The following is a 22,457-nucleotide window of genomic DNA, read 5'->3' on the forward strand; positions in this document are numbered from 1 at the left end:
ACACAGCGTAGTTGACGCGCGTTAACGACTGCGGTGGCCTGCGCGCTGCCACCGGCGCCCGGAGCGATCGTCTTCCACGGTGACAGCATCACTGGCCGCTCCTCGCCACCCCGGACGGTGAACTCAGCGGTGAGTGCACCGTGGACCTGCTGCACCTCAACGGTGCCGGCTACCGGGCGTGGGCGGACGTCCTACGCCCCTGCCTCGACGAACTCGCCCACTGACCGCGTCAGGGCGCGGTCCCCGTGGTGGGTTCGGGCAGGGCGAAGCAGCCGGCGAACGGATCCGGGAGCGCGCTCCACGCGTCCCAACCGTCGGCGAGTTCGTCGTCGGTCAGCAGGCACTCGGCCAGGATCGTGGTGAGCGCGTCCGGGGCGGAATCGAGGCCGACGAACGCGAGTTGGGTGCGCCGGTCGCCGTAGTAGGGGTCCCAGGTGGCGTCGGCGGTCAGCCGGCGGCTGGGTGAGGCGTCGTCCCACTCGCGCGGCGGGAGAGCCGCCAGCCAGTAGCCGAGGCTGCCCAGGCCGATCCCGCCGCCGGCGGCCTCGAAGCCGAGCGCGGTGTCTGGCTGACTGGCGATCCACAGCTGACCGCGGGCCCGGAGCGTGCGGCCGGCGAGTTCTTCGAGGGCGTCGTGGAGCCGCTGCGGGTGGAACGGCCGACGGGCCTCGAAGAGCATCGCGGTCACACCCCAGTCGGGGGTGGGGTCGTGCTCGCCGATCGGGTAACCCTCCTGCCCGCGGCCGAGCGTTCCCGGCTTCTGCGGGTCGTGCCGGCCGGTGCGCCGGAGCGCGGCCGGGACGTCCGGCGCGTCCGCGTCCAGCTGCACGGCCCACGGCGCGAGGCGTCGCAGCAGGGTGGCGACGCGCACCCGCTCGAGCGGATCGGACTCGGGGCGCGCCCAGCTGACGAGCGTGTCGGCGTACTCGATCTGGCGCGCGACGACGTCGGCGACGGCGCGGTGGTCGTCGGGCGCGGCGTGCAAGCCCCGATCGCGGAGGTCGTCGGTGGTGTCGAGGCCGTCCAGAACGGTATCGACGTCGACGACGGTGACGTACGAGTCGAAGCGCACCGCGTCGGTGACCGGTCGCCCGTCCAGCAGCGTATGGGCGCAGGCCGAGGCCACCGCCTCCGGCTCGACGGCGCGGGGCAGGGCGAGCAACTGGTCGCTCTGCGGGTGGGTCCGGGCGAGGCGGACGAGCGTCGGGAGGACGTCCTCGCGCAGGGTGCAGGAGACGCAGCCGTGGACGAGTTCCACGGTGACGTCTTCGACGACGCCGGCGGCGGTGCGCACCAGGCGCCGGACGCGGCCGTCGGCGAGGTCGTCGAGGGTGTGAACGACCAACAGCAGGTTCGGATCCTCGCTGAGCAGGCGGTGGGCGACCGCGCTGGTCGCGGTCGGGGAGAAACCGCTGAGCACGGTGACGGCGGGTCGGTGGTCGGGTGGGGAGTGGGTCATCGTGAGTGCTTCCCGGATCGGAGTGTCAGCCGAGTTCGTGTCGGACGAGCGCGCGGAGGTCGGGCGGCACCGGGGTGGTGTCCGGACCGCCCTGGCGAACCCAGTCGGCGAGGGAGCCGACGTCGGCGGGGCGGTGCAGCGGGCCGAGCAGTGTCGCGGCGAGGAGTGGGCCACCGGCTCCCTGCCGGGGTGCGACGAGCGCGACCGGGGCCCAGACGCACGGGCCGAGACAGCCCTGACTGCGGATCAGCACCGCGCCGGCGGTGTTCCGGACCGCCGCGCGCAGCGTCTCGGGGCTGCCGCCGCTCAGTGCTTGGCAACGGCGGCCGCCGCAGGTGACCACCACCGCGCCGGTCGTCGTCCGAGTCCGTTCGCTCGATGGCATCGGCTCTGTCCTTTCGCCGGGATGGGGGTGTGTCGCGCCTTCGCGGTGCTGTGCCCTACCGTAGAGCACATGAAAACCATTATCGAGTACGGCCGTCGGGGGGATCGCCGGTGAGCGCCCGCTGCCAGGTGACCGGGCGGACGCCGGGATTCGGGAACGCGGTGTCGCACTCGCATCGCCGGACCAAGCGGCGGTGGGAGCCGAACCTGCAGCGCAAGCGGTTCTGGCTGGGGTCGGAGAACCGCTGGGTGACGCTGCGGGTCAGTGCGAAGGGCATCAAGACCGTCGACCGGCGCGGAATCGAGTCGGTGGTCGCCGAGCTCCGGGCGAAGGGGGAGAAGGTCTGATGGCCAAGAAGAGCAAGATCGCCCGGGACGCACAGCGGCGGGTCGTCGTCGCCCGCTACGCCGAGCGGCGCGCGGAGCTCAAGCGCGTGATCGCCAATCCGCGGAGCACGTCCGACGAGCGAGCGGCGGCGATGGCCGAGCTGGCGCGTCAGCCGCGGGACGCCAGCCGCACGCGGGTCCGCAACCGCGACGCCGTCGACGGGCGCCCGCGCGGGCACCTCCGCAGGTTCGGATTGTCCCGGGTGCGGTTCCGGCAGATGGCCCACGCCGGCGAGCTGCCCGGCATCAGCAAGTCCAGCTGGTGAGCGACTCCGGTCGCCGGATCGGACGCTCTGCACCCGAGGTGACACGAGCGGTGCGAAAGCGCGGGACCACCGTGGCGGTGGGCACCGGGAGCCGCGGCCCCGTTCGGCACCGGCCGCCGTTCGCGGATCGACGCCGGTTCGCGGGGCTCTGCGCCGGGCTCGCGGGCGGCGTCGTCGCGGTGGGTGTCGTCGGCATCGCGATCGGCGCGGTGCCGATCTCACCCGGCACGGTCGTGGCCGCCCTCGCCGACCACGCCGGTCTTCCGGTGTCGGCAGTGGACCCGGTGGCCGACCAGATCATCTGGACCTCGCGCGTACCCCGGGTGCTGCTCGCCGTCCTAGTGGGCGCGGGCCTGGCCGTCGCGGGCGCGGTGATCCAGGCGATCGTCCGGAACCCGCTGGGCGACCCGTATCTGATCGGGATCGTCCCCGGCGCGAGCCTGGGCGCGGTCACGGTGATCGTGGCGGGCGCGTCGGTGACCGGAGCGCTCTCCTTATCGGTGGCGGCGTTCTTGGGCGGGCTGCTCGCCTTCGCCGCGACGTTCGTCCTCGGCCGGCAGGACGGCCACTGGCCGCCGACGCGGCTGGTCCTCGCCGGGGTCGCCGTGGGATACCTCGTCTCGTCGTTCACGTACTTCCTACAGACGATCGCCACGCCCAACCAGGTCACCCGGGTCCTGTTCTGGAGCCTGGGCAGCGTCGCCAGCGCGCGCTGGGGTGACCTCGCATTACCCGCGATCGTGGTCTCCCTCGCCACGGTTTGGCTCCTGCTCCACGGGAGGCGGCTGAACGCGCTCGTCAACGGCGTCGACGTGGCTTCGGCGCTCGGGATCCAGGTCGGCCGGTTCCAGTTCCAGCTGATGGTCGTCGTCGCGCTGCTCACCGGGACCTTGGTCGCCGTCTCCGGCGGCATCCTCTTCGTCGGCCTGGTCGTTCCGCACGTGGCGCGGCTGCTGGTCGGTGCGGAGAACCGCCGGGTGCTCGTCGCGTCGGTGCTGCTGGGCGCGGTGTTCCTTCCGCTCGCCGATCTGCTGGCGCGCACGGTCCGCGCGCCGGTGGAGCTGCCGGTCGGGATCGTCACCGCGGCGATCGGCGCCCCGTTCTTCCTGTGGCTGTTGCGCACCTCCGGCAGGAGGGCCCGGTGATGCGGGTACACGCGGACGGGGTGGCCGTCGAGATCGCCGGCACGACCATCGTCGCCGACGCGGTGCTCTCCGCGGAGCCGGGAACGCTCGTCGGGCTCCTGGGTCCGAACGGCTCCGGCAAGACGACGTTGCTGCGCACCGTCTACCGGGCGCTCCGTCCGAACGCCGGGAGCGTGCACGTCGGGGACGACGACGTCTGGCATCTCAACGCCCGGGACGCGGCCCGGCGGACGGCGGTCGTGGTGCAGGACGACCCGACGGACTTCGAGTTCACCGTCCGCGAGGTGGTCGAGCTCGGGCGGGTCCCGCACCAGGGTCTCCTGGACCGGCACACATCGGTCGACGACGAGATCGTCGACTCGGCGCTGACGACCGCCGGGGTGGTGCACTTCGCCGACCGGCTGGTGAGCACGCTCTCCGGCGGCGAGCGGCAACGGGTCTTCGTCGCGCGGGCGCTGGCCCAGCAGACCCCGGTCCTGGTGCTCGACGAGCCGACGAACCACCTCGACATCCGCGCCCAGATCGAGCTGCTGGAGCTGCTGCGCGGGCTGGGCGTCACCGTGGTGGCCGCCCTGCACGACCTCAACCTGGCCGCGACCTACTGCGACACGCTCTACGTCCTGAAATCCGGCCGGGTGGTCGCCTCCGGCCCGGTGGCCGACGTGCTGGTACCCGACCTCGTGCGCGACGTCTACGGCGTCAGCGCCGTCGTCCTCCCCAACCCGATCACCGGGCGGCCCACCCTCGGGTTCGGCCCGCTCGTCCCGACCTCTTCCGAGAAGGAGCTCACATGAGCAGATCGTTCCGGCCGCGCGTCGTCCGCCTGGCCGCCGGCCTCGCCGCGCTCGCGCTCGTCGCGGCCTGCGGCAGCGGCGAGGACCCGGACACCACCGCCGCCGCGGCCACCGCGCCGGCCGGAGGCTTCCCGGTGACCGTGGAGAGCTGCGGGCACGAGGCGACGTTCGACAAGGCGCCCGGGCGGGTCGTCCTCGGCTGGGGTACCTCGATTCGCACGCTGGAGGCGCTGGGCGTCGCCGACCGGGTCACCGGCTACGTCAGCGGCAGCAACGTCGGCCTGCCGGACGGGTTCACCGCCAAGGAGGTCTCGCCCGACTTCCAGCCCGCGCGGGAGGCGGTCCTCGCTGCCGCGCCCGACCTCTTCCTCGCCAACGACGAGAACCAGGTCTCCGGCGAGGAGGGAACCGCCACCGTCGCCGACCTCGACGGCCGCGCGTACGTGCTCGGCAACTACTGCCTGAAGAACCCGGCCCCGGCCACGATCGACGTCGTCTACCAGGACGTGCGCAACCTCGGCGCGATCTTCGGCGTCCCCGACAAGGCCGACGCCGTGGTGGCCGACCTGACCCGCCGGGTCACCGCCGCGGCTGCCCGGCGCCGCTCCGCGCCGCAGGCTAAGGTCGCTCTGGTCCAGATCTACGACGGCAAGGTCTACGCGCTCTCCGGGTCCTACTACAACGCCATCCTGCAGGGCGCCGGGATGACGAACGTCTTCGCCGGCATCGGCGAGAACTTCGCCGAGGTCAGCGCCGAACAGGTGCTCACCTCGGCCCCCGACGGCTTGTTCGTCGCCTACGACGAGCCGAACGGCGACGCCGCGGCGGTGCAGGCCGCCCGGTCCGCGTTCGCCGCCACGCCCGCCGTGCGCAACGGCACGGTGTTCGGCATCAACAACGCCGAGATCAGCGGTGGGGGCGTCAACATCGTCGCGCTGATCGAGCAGACCGCCGGCCAGCTGTACGGCAGCTGACCGTGCGCGGCCGCGGGTTCGGCGGCTTCCTGGTCGCCCGCACGGTCTCCTGGGCCGGGTCGGCGCTCACCCTGGTGGCGTTGCCGGTGTTGCTCTACGAGCGGACCGGCAACGCCGCGCTGACCGGCTTGGCCGCGGCGCTGGAGGCCCTGCCGTATCTCCTGTTGGGACTGCCCGCCGGCGCGGTGGCCGACCGGTGGGACCGGCGCCGCACGCTGGTGGTCACCGCCGCGCTGAGCGCGGGGCTGCTGGCGAGCGTGCCGATCGCGGACGCGGCCGGGCTGCTCACCACCGGGCACCTGCTCGCGGTCGCCGCCGGTGGCGCGACGCTGTTCGTCTTCTCCGACGCGGCGACGTTCGGGACGTTGCCGGCCCTGGTCGGCCGGGAACGGATCGCGGTGGCGACCGGCCAGCTCAACACCGCGAACACGATCGTCACGGTCGGTGGTCCCGCGCTCGGCGGCGTGAGCATGGCCACGATCGGTCCGGCCTGGACGCTCGGCCTGGACGCCGCCTCGTTCGCGCTCGCCGCGTGGCTGCTGCGGCGCCTCGATCTCCCCGCGATCGCGGGGACGGGCGGGCGTCGGCGGATGCGGGCCGAGATTGCCGAAGGGCTCCACTTCCTCTGGGGCCATCGGACGATTCGCTGGCTGACGCTGCTCGGCGTCGGCAACAGCCTCACCGGCGGCGCGGTGCTGGGCCTCGTCGTGGTCGCCGCCGTGCGCAGCCTGGGCCTTCCGGAGGACGACGGCCGGATCGGGCTGCTCTACGCCGCGGCCGGGGCCGGTAGCCTCGCCGCCGGGCTGCTCCTGCCCCCGCTCCGCGCCCGGCTGAGCGTCGGCCGGATCACTCTCGGGGGGCTGCTGGGCGGCTGGCTGGCGGTGTCCGCCTGGGCGCTCAGCGATCGGCTCGCGGTCGGGCTCGTCACGCTGGCCGCGTGGTACGCCGCCCACATGCTGGTGAACCTCAACGGCATCGTCGTTCGTCAGGAGTCCACCCCGGATGCGCTGCAGGGCCGGGTGAACACGACCGCCCGGATGATCGCCTGGGGTGGCCAGCCGCTCGGCGCCGCGCTCGGAGGGCTGCTGGCCGAGACGCTCGACGTCCGGATCGCGCTGCTGCTCGCGGGTGGCGGGGTGGCCGCGTCGGCGTGCGCCGCAACGCTCGGTCGTCTGTGGCGCCTGGACCGACCTGCGGAACGCCGACGCCCGCGGACGCGGCCCAGTAGGTGGCTGGGCTGATGGGCGGTGGCCAGGCGCGCCGGTGAATCCGGAGCCGGTGTGCGAGCGAGCGGGGATACCTCGACGTATGCTGCTCAACGCTGTAGAGCAGTAGTGAGGTGTGGTGTGGTGTGGTCAAACGAGAGGACACCTCGTTGGTCGGGCTGTCGACGACCGTGGAAATGGCGAACCTCGGTCCACACCATCACGCGTGCTGGGTGTCGCCGCCCGACGAAGCCGGGCGGGATGATTAGCTCCTTCGCTACCTCACTGCCGGCCTGTCCCGGCAGGAGCGAGTCGCGTTCCTGGGCTCACCGGAACACCGCGTCGAGACGGTCGCGGCGGTCCTGAGGGAGGCCGGAGTCGACGTCACCGCACTCGTCGCGAACCGGCAGCTGGTTCCCGGCTCAGCCGAGGCCGCCTATCTCGGTGGCGGGCTCTTCGACCCGAAGCTGCGGCTGCGGGAGTACGCAGAGGTGGTGGGCGCCGCCGTCGACGAGGGGTTCCAGGGTTACCGGGTGGCCGCCGAGGTGGACTGGGCGGCGAGCCGGCCGGACGCGGGGACGTCATGGGCCGGCTACGAACTCGGTGCGGGCCTGCTGGCGGCGAGCCTGCCGTTCACCGCGTTGTGCGTCTACGACCCCCGGCGCTGGTGCCCCACCGATCTCGCCGTGCTGGAGTCGGTGCACTCGCACCGCATTCGGCGGGTGGTCGGCGACGTGGACACCGGCTTCCAGGTGCACGCCGGTCCGGACGGCAGTCTCCGGCTCAGCGGTGAGGTCGACATGGCGTTCGCCGGACGGCTCGGCGAGATCCTCACGGCGGCGCTCCGGTACAGCGCCCCGCCCGTGCTGGACGGCAGCGATCTGACCTTCGCCGGCCGGCCTGCGGGCGATAGCCCTGGCCGGTCGGGCGGTCGCCCAGGGCGGGCGAACCGCGGCCATTCGCGGCGCTTCGGCCACGTTCCGGCGGCACTGGCAACTAGCGGCCTTCGACCAGACGTACCCCGCTATCGTGGTGAGTTGACGATGACTACCTCCATCCACCTCAGCCATGAGGCCCTGTTCTACGGCGACGACGACGAACTGGTCGCCGGCGTCCTCCCATTCGTCCGGGCGGGCCTGGCGCAGGACCAGGCGGTCGCCGCCGCGGTGACCATGGACAACATGACGCTGCTGCGGGGCGCCCTCGGTGGCGACGCGGCTGCCGTCTCCTTCATCGATCGGGACGAGTGGTATCAGCGCCCGGCGACGACGATCGCCGGCTGGCAGCGGATACTCGCCGAGGCGAACAAACGCGGACACCGCGAGGTCCGCCTCATCGGCGAGGTGGGGTTCGGCACCGTCGACAGGCACCCGACATGGACCCGGTACGAGTCGGCGCTCAACAGCGTGTTCGCCGACGCTCCGGCGTCCATCCTGTGTCCCTACGACACTCGTGCCCTCCCCGCGGCGGTCCTGGCCGACGCGCGACGTACGCATCCCGTCGTGAGCGACCCGAACCGGCGGGACAGCGACGCCTACGTCGCGGCCGACCGGCTCCTCCGGGAGGTCAGGGAATCGGTGCCGACCGCCGTCGGCGAGCCGGTACTCGTCATGCCGGTCGGTGCTAGCGCCTCGCCGGCACGCCGCGCCGTGCTGGGCCTGCTAACCGGTCACGACTGGGCCGACCAGCACCGCCTCGACGATCTGCGTCTCGTCGTCAGTGAGATCGTCTGCAACAGCATCCTGCACGGCGGCGGGCACCGCGAGCTGCGGGTCTGGATCTCCGACCAGGTCGTGGTGTGCGAGGTCAGCGACGACGGCCCGGGGTTGCCCGATCCGCTGATCGGCTACCGGCCGCCGGTCCGGACCCTCACCGGCGGCCGTGGGCTGTGGCTGGCGCGGCAATTGTGCGACGCGCTGTCCGTCGAGACGGCCGACGGCCAGACCCGCGTGCGCTTCGCCGTCCGTTTGAACTCGGCTGGTCGGCCGTAGCCGGGCGGCACGGGGTGCGTGTCACGTCTCCGCGTCGGCGAACGTGTCCCGGAGCGCCTCGATGCCGGTGTACTCGGGAGCCCAGCCGAGCAGCTTCTTGGCGCGTGAGGTGTCCATGATCGCCGGTCGGCTCGCCGCTTCGGCCCACTCGGCGAACGGGGGCAGGAAGGGCACCGCGCTGACCGCGCGCGCCATCGCCCTGACCGGCCCCGGCGGGAGGGGCACCGGCCACGCGCCGAACTCCCGGGCCACGTCGACAGCGGTCACGACGCCGTCGCCGGCGATGTTGTAGGCGCCCGGCGGCCCGTCGCCGACCGCGCAGCGCAGCAGGGCCTGGCCGACGTCCGCCTCGTGCACGAGCTGCAGCGTGAGCGCGGGCACCGCCACGACGACCGGCACCGGCAGCCGGCGGGGACGGCTGGGCAGCAGCTGGCCGAGCGGCCGCAGCACGCCGGGCAGATCGGCCTTGCCCCCCACCACGTTCGGCCCCACCACGATCGAGGGCCGGAGGAAGTACAGCTCGACCTCGGGATGCAGCTCCGACTCGGCGGTCAGCAGCCGCTCGAGCTCCGCCTTCTCCTGGGCGTAGAACAGCCGGGCGGCGGGCCGGACCGGCCAATCCTCGGTCAGCCGGTCGGGGTTGTCCGAGTGGAACCCGTACGCGGCGACGGACGAGGCGTACACGAAGCGGCGAACGCCGCTCTCGCACGCCGCCCGGAACGCGTTGAGCGTGCCGTCGACGTTGATGCTGCGGATCGTCTCGCGATCGGCGGTGCCGGTGATCAGGAAGGCGAGGTGGACGACGACGTCCGCGCCGGCGAACGCGGAGCGCAGCACGTCCGGCTCGCGCACGTCACCGCGCCGGTAGGTCATCTTGCTCCAGCCGCGCGCCGACGGGTCGAACGGCCGCCGTGCGATCCCGACCACCTGGCGCACCCGGTCGTCCGCCTCCAGCAGCGGAAGGAGGCCGGAGCCGAAGGTGCCGGTCGGCCCGGTGACCGCGACCGTGAGGTTCTGCCGCCGCTTCGGCCGGCCGGCGGACCGGCCCGTTTTCGACGGTGTCGTTCTCGACGTGGCCACCCGAGCCCCCTACCGAGTTGGTTTCGACGAGTTCAGCGGCGCGGACGATCGCGTGCGTGGCGGGCCGCTGCGGGTCTTCCGGACCGGTCGTTGCCGGTTGGGTGACCCGCTGCCGTCGGCGACAGCGTCCGCCCGTTCGGCCGCCTTCACCAGATCCTCCATCCCGCGACAGATGCCGTCCGCGAGCACGTCCACCTCCGGGACGGCGTCGAAGTCCACGTTGATCCCGAAGCTGATCGTGTCGCGGTAGGAGAAGATCCCGATCGAGGTCCGCACTCCGCCGCCGATCGGCACGTAGGCGTAGAGCGACTCCATCCGGCGGCCCAGCACGTACAGCGGCACCGGGGGGCCGGGCACGTTGGTGGTGATGGCTTGCAGCCACGGCTGGTCCGCCCGGAGCAGCGTCCGGACGCCGGCGGCGAGCAAGCCTGCCGGCACCAGATCGACCAGCCCGGGAACCGAGCGCGGATCGTACGCCGAGAGCGTCCGTTTGTGCGCGTCCATCTGCGCCCGCACGGAGTCCAGCCGGGCCTTCGCCTTCGGCTCGCTCACCGGCAGGTCGACGAAGACCGCGGACACCTGGTTGTTCAACGCGCCGCGCTCGGCCTGCCGCCGGATCGACACCGGGACCATCGTCCGCACCACCCGGCCGGGTGCGAGTTGACCGCGAGCGGCGAGCAGGTCCCGGAAGCCGCCGGTGATCGCGGCGAGGACGACGTCGTTCATCGACCCGCCGAACGCCTTGCGGACCCGGCGGACGTCCTCGACCGTGGTCTGGGTCCAGGCCCAGCGACGGTGCGGGCCGATCGCTCCGTTGAGGGTCGGGGCCACCGGGGTGAGCATCTGCCGTCCCGCGGCGAGCATCGCACCACCGAGGACCCCGCCGCGGCGCAGCAGATTCTGCGGCGAGCGGAGGCCGGCGATCGCGCTCGGCGCCGCCAACGCCTGCCGCATCGGCCAGGCCACCGCGTCGGCCACGGTCTCGAACACCATCGACGCCGCCGACGGTGGCCGGCGGGGCACCCAGGCCTTCGGCTCCGGCTGCCGCGCGTCCGGGGTCAGGTCGAAAATCAGCTGCATCAGGTCGGTGCCCGCGACGCCGTCGACCATCGCGTGGTGCACCTTGTTGATCATCGCCCAGCGACCGTCCGCCAACCCCTCCACCAGCCACAACTCCCAGAGCGGCTTGGAGAGGTCGAGTCGCTGCCCGAGCACGCGGCCGGCGAGGTTGCGCACCTGCTCCTCGCTGCCCGGTTTGGGCACCGCCGTGTGCCGGATGTGGTACAGGATCTGGAAGTGCGGATCGTCGACCCACAGGGGACGCCCGAGGTTCATCGGCATCCGCACCGGCCGCTGGCGGTACCGGGGAACCTCCGAGAGCTTCCCGAGAAGGAGTCGCACGACGTCGCCGTAGGACGGGGCGGGGCCCTCGAACACCGCGACGGATCCGACGTGCATCGGGGTGTTCTCGCCCTCGGCGTAGTAGAAGCCGGCATCCGTGCCGCTCATCCGATCCACGGGGTCCTCCTCGTCGTCGAGTCTGGTCAGCCGCCCGCGTCGGCGGACGGACTGGCCGCCGCGAACAGCAAGCGAAGCGCGCGCTGGTCCGGAGTCCGGAACGGCTGCCACCCGTCCGCCGGTCGGGCGAGGCGGTCCGCGACGATCCAGAGCACCGCCGGGTGGTGCCCCAGTCCAAGGTGGCTGGCCCGGACCTCGATGTTCTCGCTGCGTGGCCCGGCCGGCAGCAGGCAGGAACGCCAGTCGACGATGCCGTCCCAGCGCGAGTACACCGACGTGCTGGGCACCGCCGGGGGGTGCGCGCCCGCCGCGTCGTCCGGATGGATGCGGTCGGCCACGTGCCGCCGGGCGTAGCGACGATAGGCCCGCTCGCCCGGTGTGTCGCCGTTCCCCGCGTCGCTCGCGAACGGGGAGCCCAGCGTGATCACCTGGCGGATCTGCTCGGGCATCCGCGAGGCCAGGCGTCGGGCGAAGATGCCACCCATGCTCCACCCGACCACGCTGACCGGCTGGCCGTACCGGTCGGCCAGGCGCTCGACCGCCCGCGGCAGGCCGTCGACCACCCGGCGGGTGGGTCCACGGTTGCGGCCGAGGTCCCACCCGACGACGGGGTACCCGAGCCGGTCGATCCACCGGCGCAGCACCGCGGTGGACGAATCGGTGGCCAGGAGGCCGGGCAGGACCAGAACCGGGTGCGCCTGGCCGCGGGGCGCCAGCCGCAGCAGCGGGTAGGCCGCCGCGAGCACGCTGGCGTCGGCCATCGCCCGGGCCGGTTCGGTGAGGTACAGCAGTTGGCGGGAGACGACGCGCTGGAGGAGACGGTCGGTCGTCGGTGCCCGGGTCACCTCGCCTCCTCGATCCGGTGGGGTCGATTCGTCGGTCCGCATCGAGCGACGTACCCGGCGCGATTCGATCCAATCACCGGTATCCGGCCGAAACCAGCTTCTACTGTGGATTCCCGGGCGGATTCAGCATGGGGACGAGGAACTGCCGGGCGACTCCGGCCAGCTCTTCGTCGTCGTCGAGGTCGATGAGGTGGCTGGGGAACGCCAGGAACGAGGCGGAGACCCGGACCATCATCTCGGCGACGAGGTCGGCGTCCACGTCGCTCCGGACGTTGCCCGCGCCTTGCTCACGGCGCAGCTGACCGGCGACGAACTGCCGGACGGTGGCGAGGGTCTGCCCTCCGTCGCTGATCATCGACGGCACCAGGAAGTCCGGTTCGGTCTCCATGATGCCGCCGATCAGCGGGTTGCCCCGAATGGCCCGCAGTGAACTCACGAAGCCCAGCACCACCCGGTCGGCGGCGGTATCGGCGTGCTCGATCTCGACGAGGAACTGCTCGAAGTAGCGGCGGAACTCACGGCGCACCAGGTGCTCGACCAGCGCGTCCTTGGTGGCGAACCGCCGGTAGACCGTGATCCGGGAGACGCCGGCCCGCCTGGCCACGTCCTCCATCGTCGAGCGCTGGATTCCGGTGCGGCAGAACTGCTCGTACGCGGCGTCGAGGATGCCCGCTCGCATCTCGTCCACGTCGTCCTCGACGCGTTCGACGGCGTCGATGTACGCGCGCTCCAGCAACGACTCGTGGCCCGACGGCGGAGCCCCCAACACGACCTCCCACAAACGCGTCCACCCCTCCGTCACTCAACGTTACCCACCGTCGAGTCTTGTCGACGACGATTCGGTGTGCTTTATTGCTGAAACACAGATGCGGCTCGCGTATCACCGTATCAGGAATGGTACTCGCGACTCAAGGAGGAGGAGCGAAGACATGGACAAACTCAGTAGGCGAAACATGCTGAAAGCGGGCGGAGCGTTAGGGGCGCTCGGCGCAATGGCTGTTGCGGCGCCCGCACAGGGCCGAGTGCCCTGGACGTGGTCGGCCGCCGGATCGGTGGCGGGAAGGGGCGCGGGCACCGACCCGCGGTATGTGTGGGACGACGAGGCCGATCCGCTGGTGGCCGCGTTGCTCGACCGCGGCGACGTACCCCGGGTCAACCAACTCCTCGCCGGCTGGACGAAGAACGGGCAGCCGCTGCCTGCCGGCCTGCCGACGGACCTGCGGGACTTCATGGAGCGGGCGCGACAGCTCCCGTCCTGGGCCGACCAGCGGAAGCTCGCCACCGCGGTGGAGTTCAACGAGAAGCGCGGTCTCTATCTCGGCGTCCTCTACGGGCTGGCCAGCGGAATGATGAGCACGGTCATTCCGAAGGAAGCGCGCGCGGTCTACTACTCCCAGGGCGGCGCGGACATGAAGGACCGCATCTCCAAGACCGCCAAGCTCGGGTACGACATCGGCGCCCGCAACGCGTACCAGCCCGACGGGGAAATGGTCGTGACCTGCGTCAAGACCCGGCTGGTGCACGCGGCGGTGCGGCACCTGCTGCCCAAGTCACCGCAGTGGACGCAGGCCGCGGACGAGGAGATCCCGATCAGCCAGCGCGACATGATGGTCACCTGGCACAGCCTGCCGACGACCGTCATGCAGAAGCTCGTCGCCTGGAAGATCCCGATGCCGGCCGCCGAGTCCACGGCGTTCCTGCACTCCTGGCAGGTCGGTGCGCACCTGCTGGGCATCCGGGACGAGTACATCCCCGCGTCGTGGAGTGAGGCCAACGCGCAGGCCGCGCAGGTCCTCACCCCGGTGCTGGCGGCGACGCCGGAGGGCATCAAACTCGCCGACATCCTGCTCAACCTCGGCTCGTCGGTGGACGGCGGAGTGCTGAGCAAGCCGATCCTCGGTGCCTTCACCCGGTTCCTGCTCGGCGACGAGATCGCTGGATGGGTGAAGATCCCGCGGGAGCCCGTCTGGGACCCGCTGCTGCGGACGGCGTGGGGCCCGTTCATCGCCGTGCGCGAAGGCCTGCTCCCCCTTCCCGGCGCACCGGAGAGCTACTGGCTCTTCGACGAATTCCTGCGGAAGGCAGCGCTGCTTTTCCTGTCCGAGGCGAAACCGATCAACATCACGATCCCGGAGACCAACCGGCCGTCCTGATTTCTTTTCCTGTCCCGTAGTGAATTCGAGGAGGAGTCGAGGACCGTGGAATTGAGCCGACGCAAGATGTTGCTCTCGAGTGGCGCGCTCGGGGCGTTCGGGGCGCTGAGCGCGATGTCGCAAGTGCAGGCGCGCGTAGCGGACTGGACCTGGGCGCCGAGCGGCTCGGTCGCGGGCACCGGTGCGGGTGTGGATCCGCGCTGGGTCTGGGACGCCGAAGCCGACCCGGTGGCCGCCGCACTGCTCGACCGCGGCGACGTGCCCGAGGTCAACCGGCTGCTGTGGGACTGGAACCACAACGATCAGCCGCTGCCTGCCGGCCTGCCGACGGACCTGCGGGACTTCATGGAGCGGGCGCGGCAGCTCCCGTCCTGGGCCGACCAGGGCAAGTTGAACGCCGCGGCGGAGTTCAACAAGTCCAGAGGCCTCTACCTCAACCTGCTCAACGGCATCGGCGGTGGCATGCTCAGCACCGCGATCCCCAAGGAGGCGCTCTCGGTCTACTACTCCAAGGGCGGGGCGGACATGGAGGACCGCGTCGCGAAGACCAGCATCCTCGGGTTCGCCGTCGGCGCCTTGGACGCGTACCAGCCCAAGGGCAACTGTGTGGTCAACGCGGTGAAGACCCGGCTGGTGCACGCGGCCGTGCGGCACCTGTTGCCGCAGTCGCCGCACTGGAAGGGCGCCGTCCCGATCAGCCAGGAGGACATGCTCGTCACCTGGCACACGCTCCCCACCTTCGCGATGCGCAAGATGCTCGAGTGGAAGGTGCCGATCAAGCCCGCCGAGTCGGTGGCGTACCTGCACGTCTGGCAGGTGACCGCCCACTTGCTCGGCATCCGCGACGAGTACATCCCGGCGACCTGGGCGGACGCCAACGCCCAGTCCGATCAGGTCTTGCCGCCCAACATGGGGCCGACCCGGGAAGGCGTCGAGCTGACCGACATCCTGCTCGACCAGCTGGCCGAGCAGACCAGCCTGGGCACCAAGATCAGTCGCCCGCTCTGCAACGCGCTCGGACGCTACCTCGCCGGTGACCAGGTCGCCGACTGGGACGGCATCCCCCGGGAGCCGGTGTGGGATCCGGCGATCAAGACCGCCTGGCCGACGCTGGTGAAGTTCCGCGAAGGGCTCATCCCGAAGCCGCTCGTCCCGGAGGTCGCCTGGGTCATCGACGAAGCCGCCCGGCAGTACATCCTCTTCTACCTGACGAAGGGCAAAGAAACGAAGATCGACATCCCGACGATCAACCGTCCGAGCTGAGGACTCGCGGATGGCTGAGGATCACCGGATGGGCGGCCCGGTCGGGCGGCGACGATTTCTCGGGTACGTGCTGGCGGCGCCGACCCTCGCGGCGGCCGCGCAGCTCGCCCCGCCATCGTCGGCCGCGGCGGCCTCGCCGTCGTCGGCCGCGGCTGCGCTGCCGACGCAGGACATCACCGACGTCGTCGACCTCAACGATCTGATGACGCTGGCCGCGGCGCCGACGTCGGGCCTGATCACGGTCGTGGTGAACACGGACGGCACGGTGTCGTTCGCGCTTCCCCGGGCGGAGGTGGGTCAGGGCATCACCACCTCGACGGCCATGCTGATCGCCGAGGAGTTGTCCGTACCGCTGGACAAGGTACGGGTGACGCTGGCCGACGCGCGGCCGGAGCTGCTGTTCAACCAGCTCACCGGTGGGTCGAACACGACGTTCGCGACCTACACGCCGATCCGGACCGCCGCCGCGATCGCCCGGCATCGGCTGCTGGACGCCGCGGCGGCCCACCTCGGCTCACCGGTCGGCGAGCTGACGCTGACCGCCGGAACCGTCAAGAACCGCTCCGGCGGGAGCGTCCCGATCGGGACGCTCGCGGAGAAGGCCGCGAGCTCGCGGACGAAGGCGGTGACCGTCGAACTCGCTCCACGGACGAAGTTCACGGTCATCGGCGAACCGCACGGCCGGACCGATGCCCTGGCCGCGGTGACCGGGCGCAAGAAGTTCGCGATGGACCTCGACGTGCCGGACGCCAAGCCGACGATGGTCTGCCGTGCGCCGACGATCAACGGCACGGTCGGTGCGGTCGCCAACCTCGACGACGTCCGCCGGATGCCGGGCGTCACGGACGTCGTCGTGATCTCGACCGGGGTCGCGGTGCGTGCCGACACGTTCGGCCAGTGCATCGACGCCGTCCGCGCGCTGCGGGTCACGTGGAAGCCGGGGACCGCCGCCGGCAAGTCCGACGAGAGTGTCCTCCGGGAACTCGCCGGGGCCGAGCTGCCGCTGGGGCCGAAGCCACCGGCTCCCACCGTCGAGGGCAAGTTCACGTTCTACTTCCGCGGTAACAGCGCGCTGGAGCCCAACTGCGCGGTCGCCGACGTCCGGCCCGACCGGGCAGAGATCTGGGCGTCGCTGAAGTCGCCGATCGTCGCCCAGCAGACGATCGCGGCGAAGCTCCGCCTCCCGGTGGGCAAGGTCGCGGTGCACGTGGTCGAGGGCGGTGGGTCGTTCGGGCGCAAGCTGTTCTTCGACGCCGCGCTGGAGGCCGCCGAGGTGTCCCAGAAGATCGGCAAGCCGGTCAAGCTGATGTGGCACCGCGCCGACGACGCCCGGCAGGGTCGCGCGCATCCGATGGCGACCTCCCGGGTGCGGATCGCCTACGCCGGCGACGCCGTGCTGAGCTACACGCAGCGGCACACCAGCGTCTCCACCGACCTCGGCCACGGGCTCGGCGAGATCATCACGTCGCTGGCCGCCAAGATCCCGGTGGGCGACAAGGCGTTCTCGGAGGTCTTCTTCCTGCTCAGCCAGACCATGCCCTACCGCGTCGGGGCGGAGAGCCGGCTGCTCAGCGAGGTCGACAAGGGCTTCAACACCGGCAGCATGCGGAACGTCTACTCGCCGGACGTGACGTGCGCCCGGGAGCTGATGCTGGATCAGCTGGGCACGAAGATCGGCAAGGACCCCCTGCAGGTCCGGCGCCAGCTCCTGCGGGACGGCCGGGCCCGCGCGGTGCTGGACACGGTCGCCGAGGCCGGGAACTGGGGTCGCGCCATGCCGGCGGGCACGGCGCAGGGCATCGCCGTGCACACCGAGTACAAGTCGGTCAGCGCCGCGCTGGTCGAGATCGACAACCGGCCGGCGACCGTCAACCGCCCGATCCGCGAGGGCGTGACCGGGCCGCGCGTCACGAAGGTGGTGTTCGCCGTCGACGTCGGCCTGACCGTGAACCCGCGCGGGCTGGAAGCGCAGATGATGGGCGGCATCATGGACGGCATCGCCCAGGCCTTGACGGCCAGCCTGCACCTGCGCGACGGGTACTTCCTCGAGGCCAGCTGGGACAACTACTTCTACACCCGGCAGTGGAACGTCCCGCCGGACCTGAAGATCATCATCATGCCGGACACCTCCGACCGTCCGGGCGGTGCCGGTGAGCTGGCCGTGGCGGCGTCGATGGCCGCGGTCGCCGGTGCCTACGGTCGCGCGACGGGGACGATGCCGACCAGCTTCCCGATCAACCACGCCACGCTCTCCTTCGAGGTCAAGCCGACGGTCCCACCGATCCCGCCTTCGCCGACGGACGGACTGAGTAATGCCTGAACACACGTTCCGGGTCAACGGTAAGCAAGTCACCGTCGACGTCCCCGACGACGTGCGCCTGCTCTGGGTGCTGCGTGACGTGCTCGGTCTCACCGGGCCGAAGTACGGCTGCGGGATCAACGTCTGCAAGGCCTGCACCAGCCACGTCAACGGCAAAGCGGTCAACCCCTGCGCGATTCCGGTGAAGGACCTCGAGCCGGCCGACGAGGTGACGACGATCGAGGGCCTGCCGGCCACGGCCGGGGACGATCCGTTGCACCCGATGCAGCAGGCCTGGATCGACCACGACGTCGCCCAGTGCGGCTACTGCCAGCCCGGCCAGATCATGGCCGCGGTGGCGCTGGTCAAGAGGGTGGCGGCCGACGGGCGGGAGATCACCGAGGCGGACCTCGACGGGATCCGCAACATCTGCCGCTGCGGCACCTACCCCCGTATCCGTGCGGCGATCCGGACGGGGGCGGCGAAGATGTAGCCGGGTCTCAGCCGCCGGCGGCGTGGACGGCGACCACCAGCCCGGCCCGGTCCCGCGCCCCGATCTTCGACATCGCCCGGTTGACGTGCGTCTTCGCGGTGAACGGGGAGATCACCAGACGGCGGGCGATCTGGTCGTTGGTGAGCCCCTGCGCCACCAGTAGCGCGACCTCACGTTCCCGCTCGGTGAGCGAGTCCAGGGCCGACGGAGAGGTCGCGGGCGGAGCAGGTGGCGTGACCCCGGCGCTGAGTGCGGCCATGGCACGGGGGGAGAGCAGCGTCTGTCCGCGGGCGACGACCCGGACGGCGTCGAGAAGGGACTCCGGATCGGCGTCCTTGCCGAGGTAACCGCGGGCGCCCGCGGCGACGGCGGCGAGGACGTCGTGCTCGCCTTCGAACGTGGTGAGGACGAGGACGGCGACGCCGGGGGAGTCGCCGGGATCGGCGGTCAGTTGCCGGGTGGCTTCGATCCCGTCGACGCCGGGCATGCGCAGGTCCATCAGCACGACGTCGACGCCGCCCGCGCGGGCCGCGGTCACCGCCTCGGCGCCGTCCGCGGCTTCGCCGACCACGGAGATGTCCGGCTGGGACTCCAGCACGCCCCGGAGGCCGGCGCGGATGAGCGGCTGGTCGTCGGCGACGAGTACCCGCACCGGCGGGTTCGGCTCGGCCATGGTCAGGCATCCTTCCGGGCGAGGTCAGCCCCGACATCGAGCGGCAGCTCGGCGACGACCCGGAACCGGCCGTCGGCGCGGGTGACGTCGAGGTGGCCGCCGACGGCGCGGACGCGTTCGCGCATGCCGATCAGACCGTAACCGCCGCCGGCGGCCGGCACGTCGCGGGCCGGGTTGGCGGCGGTGATCGTCATCGTGGTGGCGTCGGTGTGCATCGTAAGGTGCAGGGGGCCGGTGGCGTGCCGGCGGGCGTTGGTCAGGCACTCCTGCACCACGCGGTAGGTGGTGACCGCGGTCAGGTCGGGCACGCGCTGCGGATCGACGTCGCGCTCGACGGTGACGTCCAGGCCGCCGCGGCGGACGGTCTCGATCAGCGGGTCGAGGTCCGCGAGGCCGGGCGCCGGGGCCGGGGGTGTCTCCTGCTCGTCCTCGCGGAGCAGGCGGAGGATGCCGCTCATCTCCCGGAGGACGGCCTGCGCGGCGGCCTCGGTCTCCGACAACGCGGCGGCGGCCTTGGACGGGGCGGAGGTCAGCGTGCGGCGGGCGAGACCGGCGTGCACCCGGATCACCGCGACGTGGTGGCCGAGGACGTCGTGGAGCTCGCGGGCGATGCGCAGCCGTTCCTCGGCGACCAGGCGGCGCCCCTCGGCGGTGCGGGTCTCCACGGCCCACCGGGCGCGTTCCTCGATCGCGGCGACGTAGTCGAAGTGGGAGCGGATCGCCAGGCCGGTCGCGGCGGCGCTCGCGGTCCAGAGCAGCAGGACCACACCGCCGTTGCCGATCAGCTCGAACCCGTGCACCCGGTTGTTGGCGGCGCAGAGCGTCACCACCGCGACGGCGGCGGCCACCATCGTCACCCGGCGCTGGGCGACCAGCGCGACGTGCGCCAGCAGCACCTGGCTGACCCCGACGCAGACCAGCCACACGGCGTCGTCGGCCGGGATCGACAGCACGCAGAGCAGGCTCACGGCCCACGCGGTCAACGGGGCGCGGAGCCGGAACACCACCATGGCGCCCTGGACGGCGATCGCCACGGCGAGGAGGACGATCGTGCCGCCGTCGCGCTCGTCGGCGCTGCGGACGAGGCTTGCAGAGGCGAGACCGACGACCGCCAGGCCGAGGAGTGTGAGCCCGATCCGGCCCCGTCCGCGCATCCGGTCCTCCCTGTGTGTGCGCTCTCCCGAGTCTCCCCGAGGGCGGACTCGGCTCCGCAGCGGGCCGCTCTCCCGGGGAGAGGAGCGGCCCGCCGCGGAGCCCGCCCTGCGGATCAGCGCACGGTGGCCAGGTCCTGGGTGGCGTCCGGGTCGGTCTGCTCCAGCGCGCTGCCCTCGGCGTCGATGTGGGGCAGGACACGGTCCAGCCAGCGGGGCATCCACCAGGCCGACTCGCCGAAGACCGTGAGCAGCGCCGGGACGATGATCATCCGCACGACGAACGCGTCGGCGAGAACGCCCACCGCGAGGGCCAGCCCGATCGGCGCCACGAACGCGGACTCGGCGAAAGCGAACCCGGCGAACACCGACGTCATGATCAGGGCGGCGGCCACGACGACGGCGGCGGTGCGTCCGAAGCCGTCGAGCACGGCCTCGACGGGGCTCAGGCCGTGGCGGTGGGCTTCGTGCATCCGGGACACCAGGAAGACCTGGTAGTCCATCGCGAGCCCGAACAGGATGCCCACCAGCAGGATCGGCAGCAGGCTCAGCAGCGGGTTCCCGGCGGGGGCCGGAAACAGCGGGTCGAGCCAGCCCCACTGGAAGACCGCGACCGTGACACCGATGGCGGTGCCGAGCGAGAGCAGGAACCCGAGGGTGCCCAGCAGCGGCACGAGCAGCGAGCGGAACAGCACGATCATCAGCAGCAGCGAGAGACCGACAACAAGCACGAGGTAGACGATGAGCGCGTTGCTGAGCATCTGGTTGGTGTCGATGTCGACGGCCGTCGAGCCGGTCACCGCCAGCTCGACACCGTCGGCGTCCAAGGCGCGGATGTCGTGCACGAGCTCACGGGTCGCGTCGTCGATCGGCCCGCTCTTCGGCACGACCTGGAGCAGTGCGGCGTCACCGGCCTCGGAGACCCCGGCCGGGTTGACCGCGGCGACGTGGTCGAGCCCGGTGATCGCCTCGGTGATCGCCGGCAGTTTCGTGGCGACGTCGGAGCCCTGCACCAGGACGAGCAGGGGGTTCTGCGAGCCCTCGCCGAACTTCGTGGCGATCTGCTCGTAGGCGGCGCGCTGGGTGCTGTCGGGGTCCTCGCCGCCGGGGGAGCTCAGCGCGGTGGTCAGGGACAGCACCGGGATCGAGGCGACCAGCAGTGCGGCGATCGCCGTCCCGCCGACCACCAGCGGGCGCTTGACGACCAGCCGGATCCACCGCTCGAGGAACGTCAGGCCCTCCCGCTCGGCCGCGGGCTGCACCGGCGGGCGGCCAGCGCGCTCCTTGCGGGGCAGGGCGCGGCGGCCCATGACGCGCATCAGCGCGGGCAGGAACGTCAGGGCCATCAGAACGGCCACGGCGACGGTGACGGCGGCGGCCAGGCCCATCTCGGTGATGAACGAGATCCGGACGACCGAGAGCCCGACCAGCGCGATGATGACCGTGATGCCGGCGAAGACGACCGCGGAGCCGGCGGTACCGATCGAGCGGGCGATCGCGTCGTCGATCGAGCGGCCTTCGCGCAGCTCGGTGCGGAAGCGGGCGAGGATGAAGAGGCCGTAGTCGATGCCGACGGCCAGACCGATCATCGCGGCCAGCGTCGGGGTGGTGGCGCCGATCGGGTGGATCGCGGAGAACGCGAAGACGCCGAGCAGGCCGACGGCCAGGCCGAGGAGCGCGCCGAGCATGTTCGCACCGGCGGCCACCAGGGATCCGAACGTCAGGATCAGGATCGCGAACGCGATGATGGCGCCGACGGCCTCGGCGGGACTCTGCTCCGCCCCGGCGACCTCCACCGTTCCGCCGACCTCGGCGATCAGCCCGTTGTCGCGGGCGTGCTCGGCGACCGCGACGACGTCCTCGTGGACGGTCTCCCGGTTGTCGTCGCGCAGACCGGTCAGCGTCAGCGTGGCCACGGCGGTGGTCTGGTCGGCGGAGACGTAGGGCCGATTCGCGTCGAACGGGTTGCTCACCGACTCCACGTGCGCGACGCGGCCGGCCTCGGCCAGCGCGTCGGCGACGAGGGTCCGGTTGGCGGTGCTGGTGATCTGCTCACCGGCCGGCACGGTCAGCACGAGCTGGAGCGTGCCCGCGTCGTCCGTGTCGTCGGACTCCGCGGCGGGGAACTTCTCCTCCATCGTCGCCAGGGCTCGGCCCGACTCGGTGCTTCCCAGCGTGAAGCCGCCGTCGCTGAACTTGAGGCCGGTTGCCCCGCCGACGACGACGGCGAGCAGCACCGCCCCCCAGACCGCGAAGACGAGCCTCCTGCGCCGGGCGCTGAACGCGCCCAGCCGGGCCAGGAATAGTGCCATGGTGAGAGGTCTCCTCGGAGCGCTTGGGCGCGAGTGCGACGGACTTGTCCGCACTCGACATCGAC

20 protein-coding genes and 1 pseudogene are annotated in these 22,457 nt (G+C 71.9%); 12 read left to right on the forward strand and 9 right to left on the reverse strand.

What is annotated here, in order from left to right; all coding sequences use genetic code 11:
* Window positions 1-229: 229 nt before the first annotated feature.
* Together ABEB28_RS06155 and ABEB28_RS06160 are read right to left on the reverse strand one after the other, a co-directional pair.
* Window positions 230-1,459, reverse strand: a complete 1,230-nt coding sequence (locus ABEB28_RS06155) for a CobW family GTP-binding protein (protein WP_345726988.1) — start codon at window positions 1,457-1,459, stop codon at window positions 230-232.
* A gap of 25 nt (window positions 1,460-1,484) precedes the next feature.
* Window positions 1,485-1,844 (reverse strand): (2Fe-2S) ferredoxin domain-containing protein, encoded by a 360-nt coding sequence (locus ABEB28_RS06160; protein WP_345726989.1) that lies wholly within the window; start codon window positions 1,842-1,844, stop codon window positions 1,485-1,487.
* Between the two features lie 110 nt (window positions 1,845-1,954).
* Between ABEB28_RS06160 and rpmB the strand changes: the two genes are divergently transcribed.
* From rpmB to ABEB28_RS06200, 8 genes and pseudogenes are all read left to right on the forward strand, one after another.
* Window positions 1,955-2,191 carry a 50S ribosomal protein L28 gene (gene rpmB, locus ABEB28_RS06165; protein ID WP_345726990.1) on the forward strand — a complete coding sequence of 79 codons (237 nt, stop codon included), beginning with the start codon at window positions 1,955-1,957 and terminating at the stop codon, window positions 2,189-2,191.
* The gene (rpsN, locus tag ABEB28_RS06170) at window positions 2,191-2,496 is read left to right on the forward strand and encodes a 30S ribosomal protein S14 (protein WP_345726991.1); all 306 of its coding nucleotides are present in this window, start codon (window positions 2,191-2,193) and stop codon (window positions 2,494-2,496) included. The genes rpmB and rpsN overlap by 1 nt, the downstream gene beginning before the upstream one ends.
* A 50-nt stretch (window positions 2,497-2,546) precedes the next feature.
* Window positions 2,547-3,641: a FecCD family ABC transporter permease gene (locus ABEB28_RS06175; protein WP_345726992.1), complete on the forward strand. Its 1,095-nt coding sequence runs from the start codon at window positions 2,547-2,549 to the stop codon at window positions 3,639-3,641.
* The gene (locus tag ABEB28_RS06180) at window positions 3,641-4,435 is read left to right on the forward strand and encodes an ABC transporter ATP-binding protein (protein ID WP_345727056.1); all 795 of its coding nucleotides are present in this window, start codon (window positions 3,641-3,643) and stop codon (window positions 4,433-4,435) included. Before ABEB28_RS06175 ends, ABEB28_RS06180 begins: the two co-directional genes overlap by 1 nt.
* Entirely contained in the window at window positions 4,432-5,409 is a 978-nt protein-coding gene (locus ABEB28_RS06185) for an ABC transporter substrate-binding protein (protein WP_345726993.1), read from the forward strand. The genes ABEB28_RS06180 and ABEB28_RS06185 overlap by 4 nt, the downstream gene beginning before the upstream one ends.
* A gap of 2 nt (window positions 5,410-5,411) precedes the next feature.
* Window positions 5,412-6,650 carry an MFS transporter gene (locus tag ABEB28_RS06190; protein WP_345726994.1) on the forward strand — a complete coding sequence of 413 codons (1,239 nt, stop codon included), beginning with the start codon at window positions 5,412-5,414 and terminating at the stop codon, window positions 6,648-6,650.
* 248 nt (window positions 6,651-6,898) lie between these two features.
* A pseudogene (locus ABEB28_RS06195) lies at window positions 6,899-7,306 on the forward strand (MEDS domain-containing protein); the annotation flags it as partial.
* A 351-nt stretch (window positions 7,307-7,657) separates the two neighbouring features.
* Window positions 7,658-8,605 (forward strand): anti-sigma factor RsbA family regulatory protein, encoded by a 948-nt coding sequence (locus tag ABEB28_RS06200; protein WP_345727057.1) that lies wholly within the window; start codon window positions 7,658-7,660, stop codon window positions 8,603-8,605.
* Window positions 8,606-8,626: 21 nt separating this feature from the next.
* On the opposite strand, the gene ABEB28_RS06205 is transcribed toward ABEB28_RS06200, so the two are convergent.
* The 4 genes from ABEB28_RS06205 to ABEB28_RS06220 all read right to left on the reverse strand — a co-directional run bounded on the left by ABEB28_RS06205 (window position 8,627) and on the right by ABEB28_RS06220 (window position 12,817).
* Entirely contained in the window at window positions 8,627-9,685 is a 1,059-nt protein-coding gene (locus tag ABEB28_RS06205; RefSeq protein ID WP_345726995.1) for an NAD-dependent epimerase/dehydratase family protein, read from the reverse strand.
* A 9-nt stretch (window positions 9,686-9,694) separates the two neighbouring features.
* Window positions 9,695-11,194: a WS/DGAT/MGAT family O-acyltransferase gene (locus ABEB28_RS06210; protein ID WP_345727058.1), complete on the reverse strand. Its 1,500-nt coding sequence runs from the start codon at window positions 11,192-11,194 to the stop codon at window positions 9,695-9,697.
* Window positions 11,195-11,229: 35 nt separating this feature from the next.
* The gene (locus ABEB28_RS06215; RefSeq protein WP_345726996.1) at window positions 11,230-12,048 is read right to left on the reverse strand and encodes an esterase/lipase family protein; all 819 of its coding nucleotides are present in this window, start codon (window positions 12,046-12,048) and stop codon (window positions 11,230-11,232) included.
* Window positions 12,049-12,148: 100 nt separating this feature from the next.
* Window positions 12,149-12,817 carry a TetR/AcrR family transcriptional regulator gene (locus ABEB28_RS06220; RefSeq protein WP_345726997.1) on the reverse strand — a complete coding sequence of 223 codons (669 nt, stop codon included), beginning with the start codon at window positions 12,815-12,817 and terminating at the stop codon, window positions 12,149-12,151.
* A 160-nt stretch (window positions 12,818-12,977) separates the two neighbouring features.
* On the opposite strand from ABEB28_RS06220, the gene ABEB28_RS06225 reads away from it, so the two are divergent.
* From ABEB28_RS06225 to ABEB28_RS06240, 4 genes are all read left to right on the forward strand, one after another.
* Window positions 12,978-14,201 carry an oxygenase MpaB family protein gene (locus tag ABEB28_RS06225; RefSeq protein WP_345726998.1) on the forward strand — a complete coding sequence of 408 codons (1,224 nt, stop codon included), beginning with the start codon at window positions 12,978-12,980 and terminating at the stop codon, window positions 14,199-14,201.
* Between the two features lie 66 nt (window positions 14,202-14,267).
* Window positions 14,268-15,464 carry an oxygenase MpaB family protein gene (locus tag ABEB28_RS06230; protein ID WP_345727059.1) on the forward strand — a complete coding sequence of 399 codons (1,197 nt, stop codon included), beginning with the start codon at window positions 14,268-14,270 and terminating at the stop codon, window positions 15,462-15,464.
* Between the two features lie 10 nt (window positions 15,465-15,474).
* Window positions 15,475-17,784 carry a molybdopterin cofactor-binding domain-containing protein gene (locus ABEB28_RS06235; protein WP_345726999.1) on the forward strand — a complete coding sequence of 770 codons (2,310 nt, stop codon included), beginning with the start codon at window positions 15,475-15,477 and terminating at the stop codon, window positions 17,782-17,784.
* On the forward strand, window positions 17,777-18,256 hold the full coding sequence (locus tag ABEB28_RS06240) for a (2Fe-2S)-binding protein (RefSeq protein ID WP_345727000.1): 480 nt from the start codon (window positions 17,777-17,779) through the stop codon (window positions 18,254-18,256). The genes ABEB28_RS06235 and ABEB28_RS06240 overlap by 8 nt, the downstream gene beginning before the upstream one ends.
* A 7-nt stretch (window positions 18,257-18,263) precedes the next feature.
* Here the strand turns inward: ABEB28_RS06240 and ABEB28_RS06245 are convergent, their stop codons facing one another.
* The 3 genes from ABEB28_RS06245 to ABEB28_RS06255 form a co-directional block, all read right to left on the reverse strand.
* A complete protein-coding gene (locus ABEB28_RS06245; RefSeq protein ID WP_345727001.1) occupies window positions 18,264-18,929 on the reverse strand; it encodes a response regulator in 666 nt (221 codons plus the stop codon).
* A 2-nt stretch (window positions 18,930-18,931) separates the two neighbouring features.
* Window positions 18,932-20,083, reverse strand: coding sequence for a sensor histidine kinase (locus tag ABEB28_RS06250; protein ID WP_345727002.1), 1,152 nt, complete (start codon window positions 20,081-20,083; stop codon window positions 18,932-18,934).
* Between the two features lie 113 nt (window positions 20,084-20,196).
* Entirely contained in the window at window positions 20,197-22,392 is a 2,196-nt protein-coding gene (locus tag ABEB28_RS06255) for an MMPL family transporter (protein ID WP_345727003.1), read from the reverse strand.
* Window positions 22,393-22,457: the final 65 nt, after the last annotated feature.

It is taken from the genome of Cryptosporangium minutisporangium (assembly GCF_039536245.1).
Taxonomy (GTDB): Bacteria; Actinomycetota; Actinomycetes; order Mycobacteriales; family Cryptosporangiaceae; genus Cryptosporangium; species Cryptosporangium minutisporangium.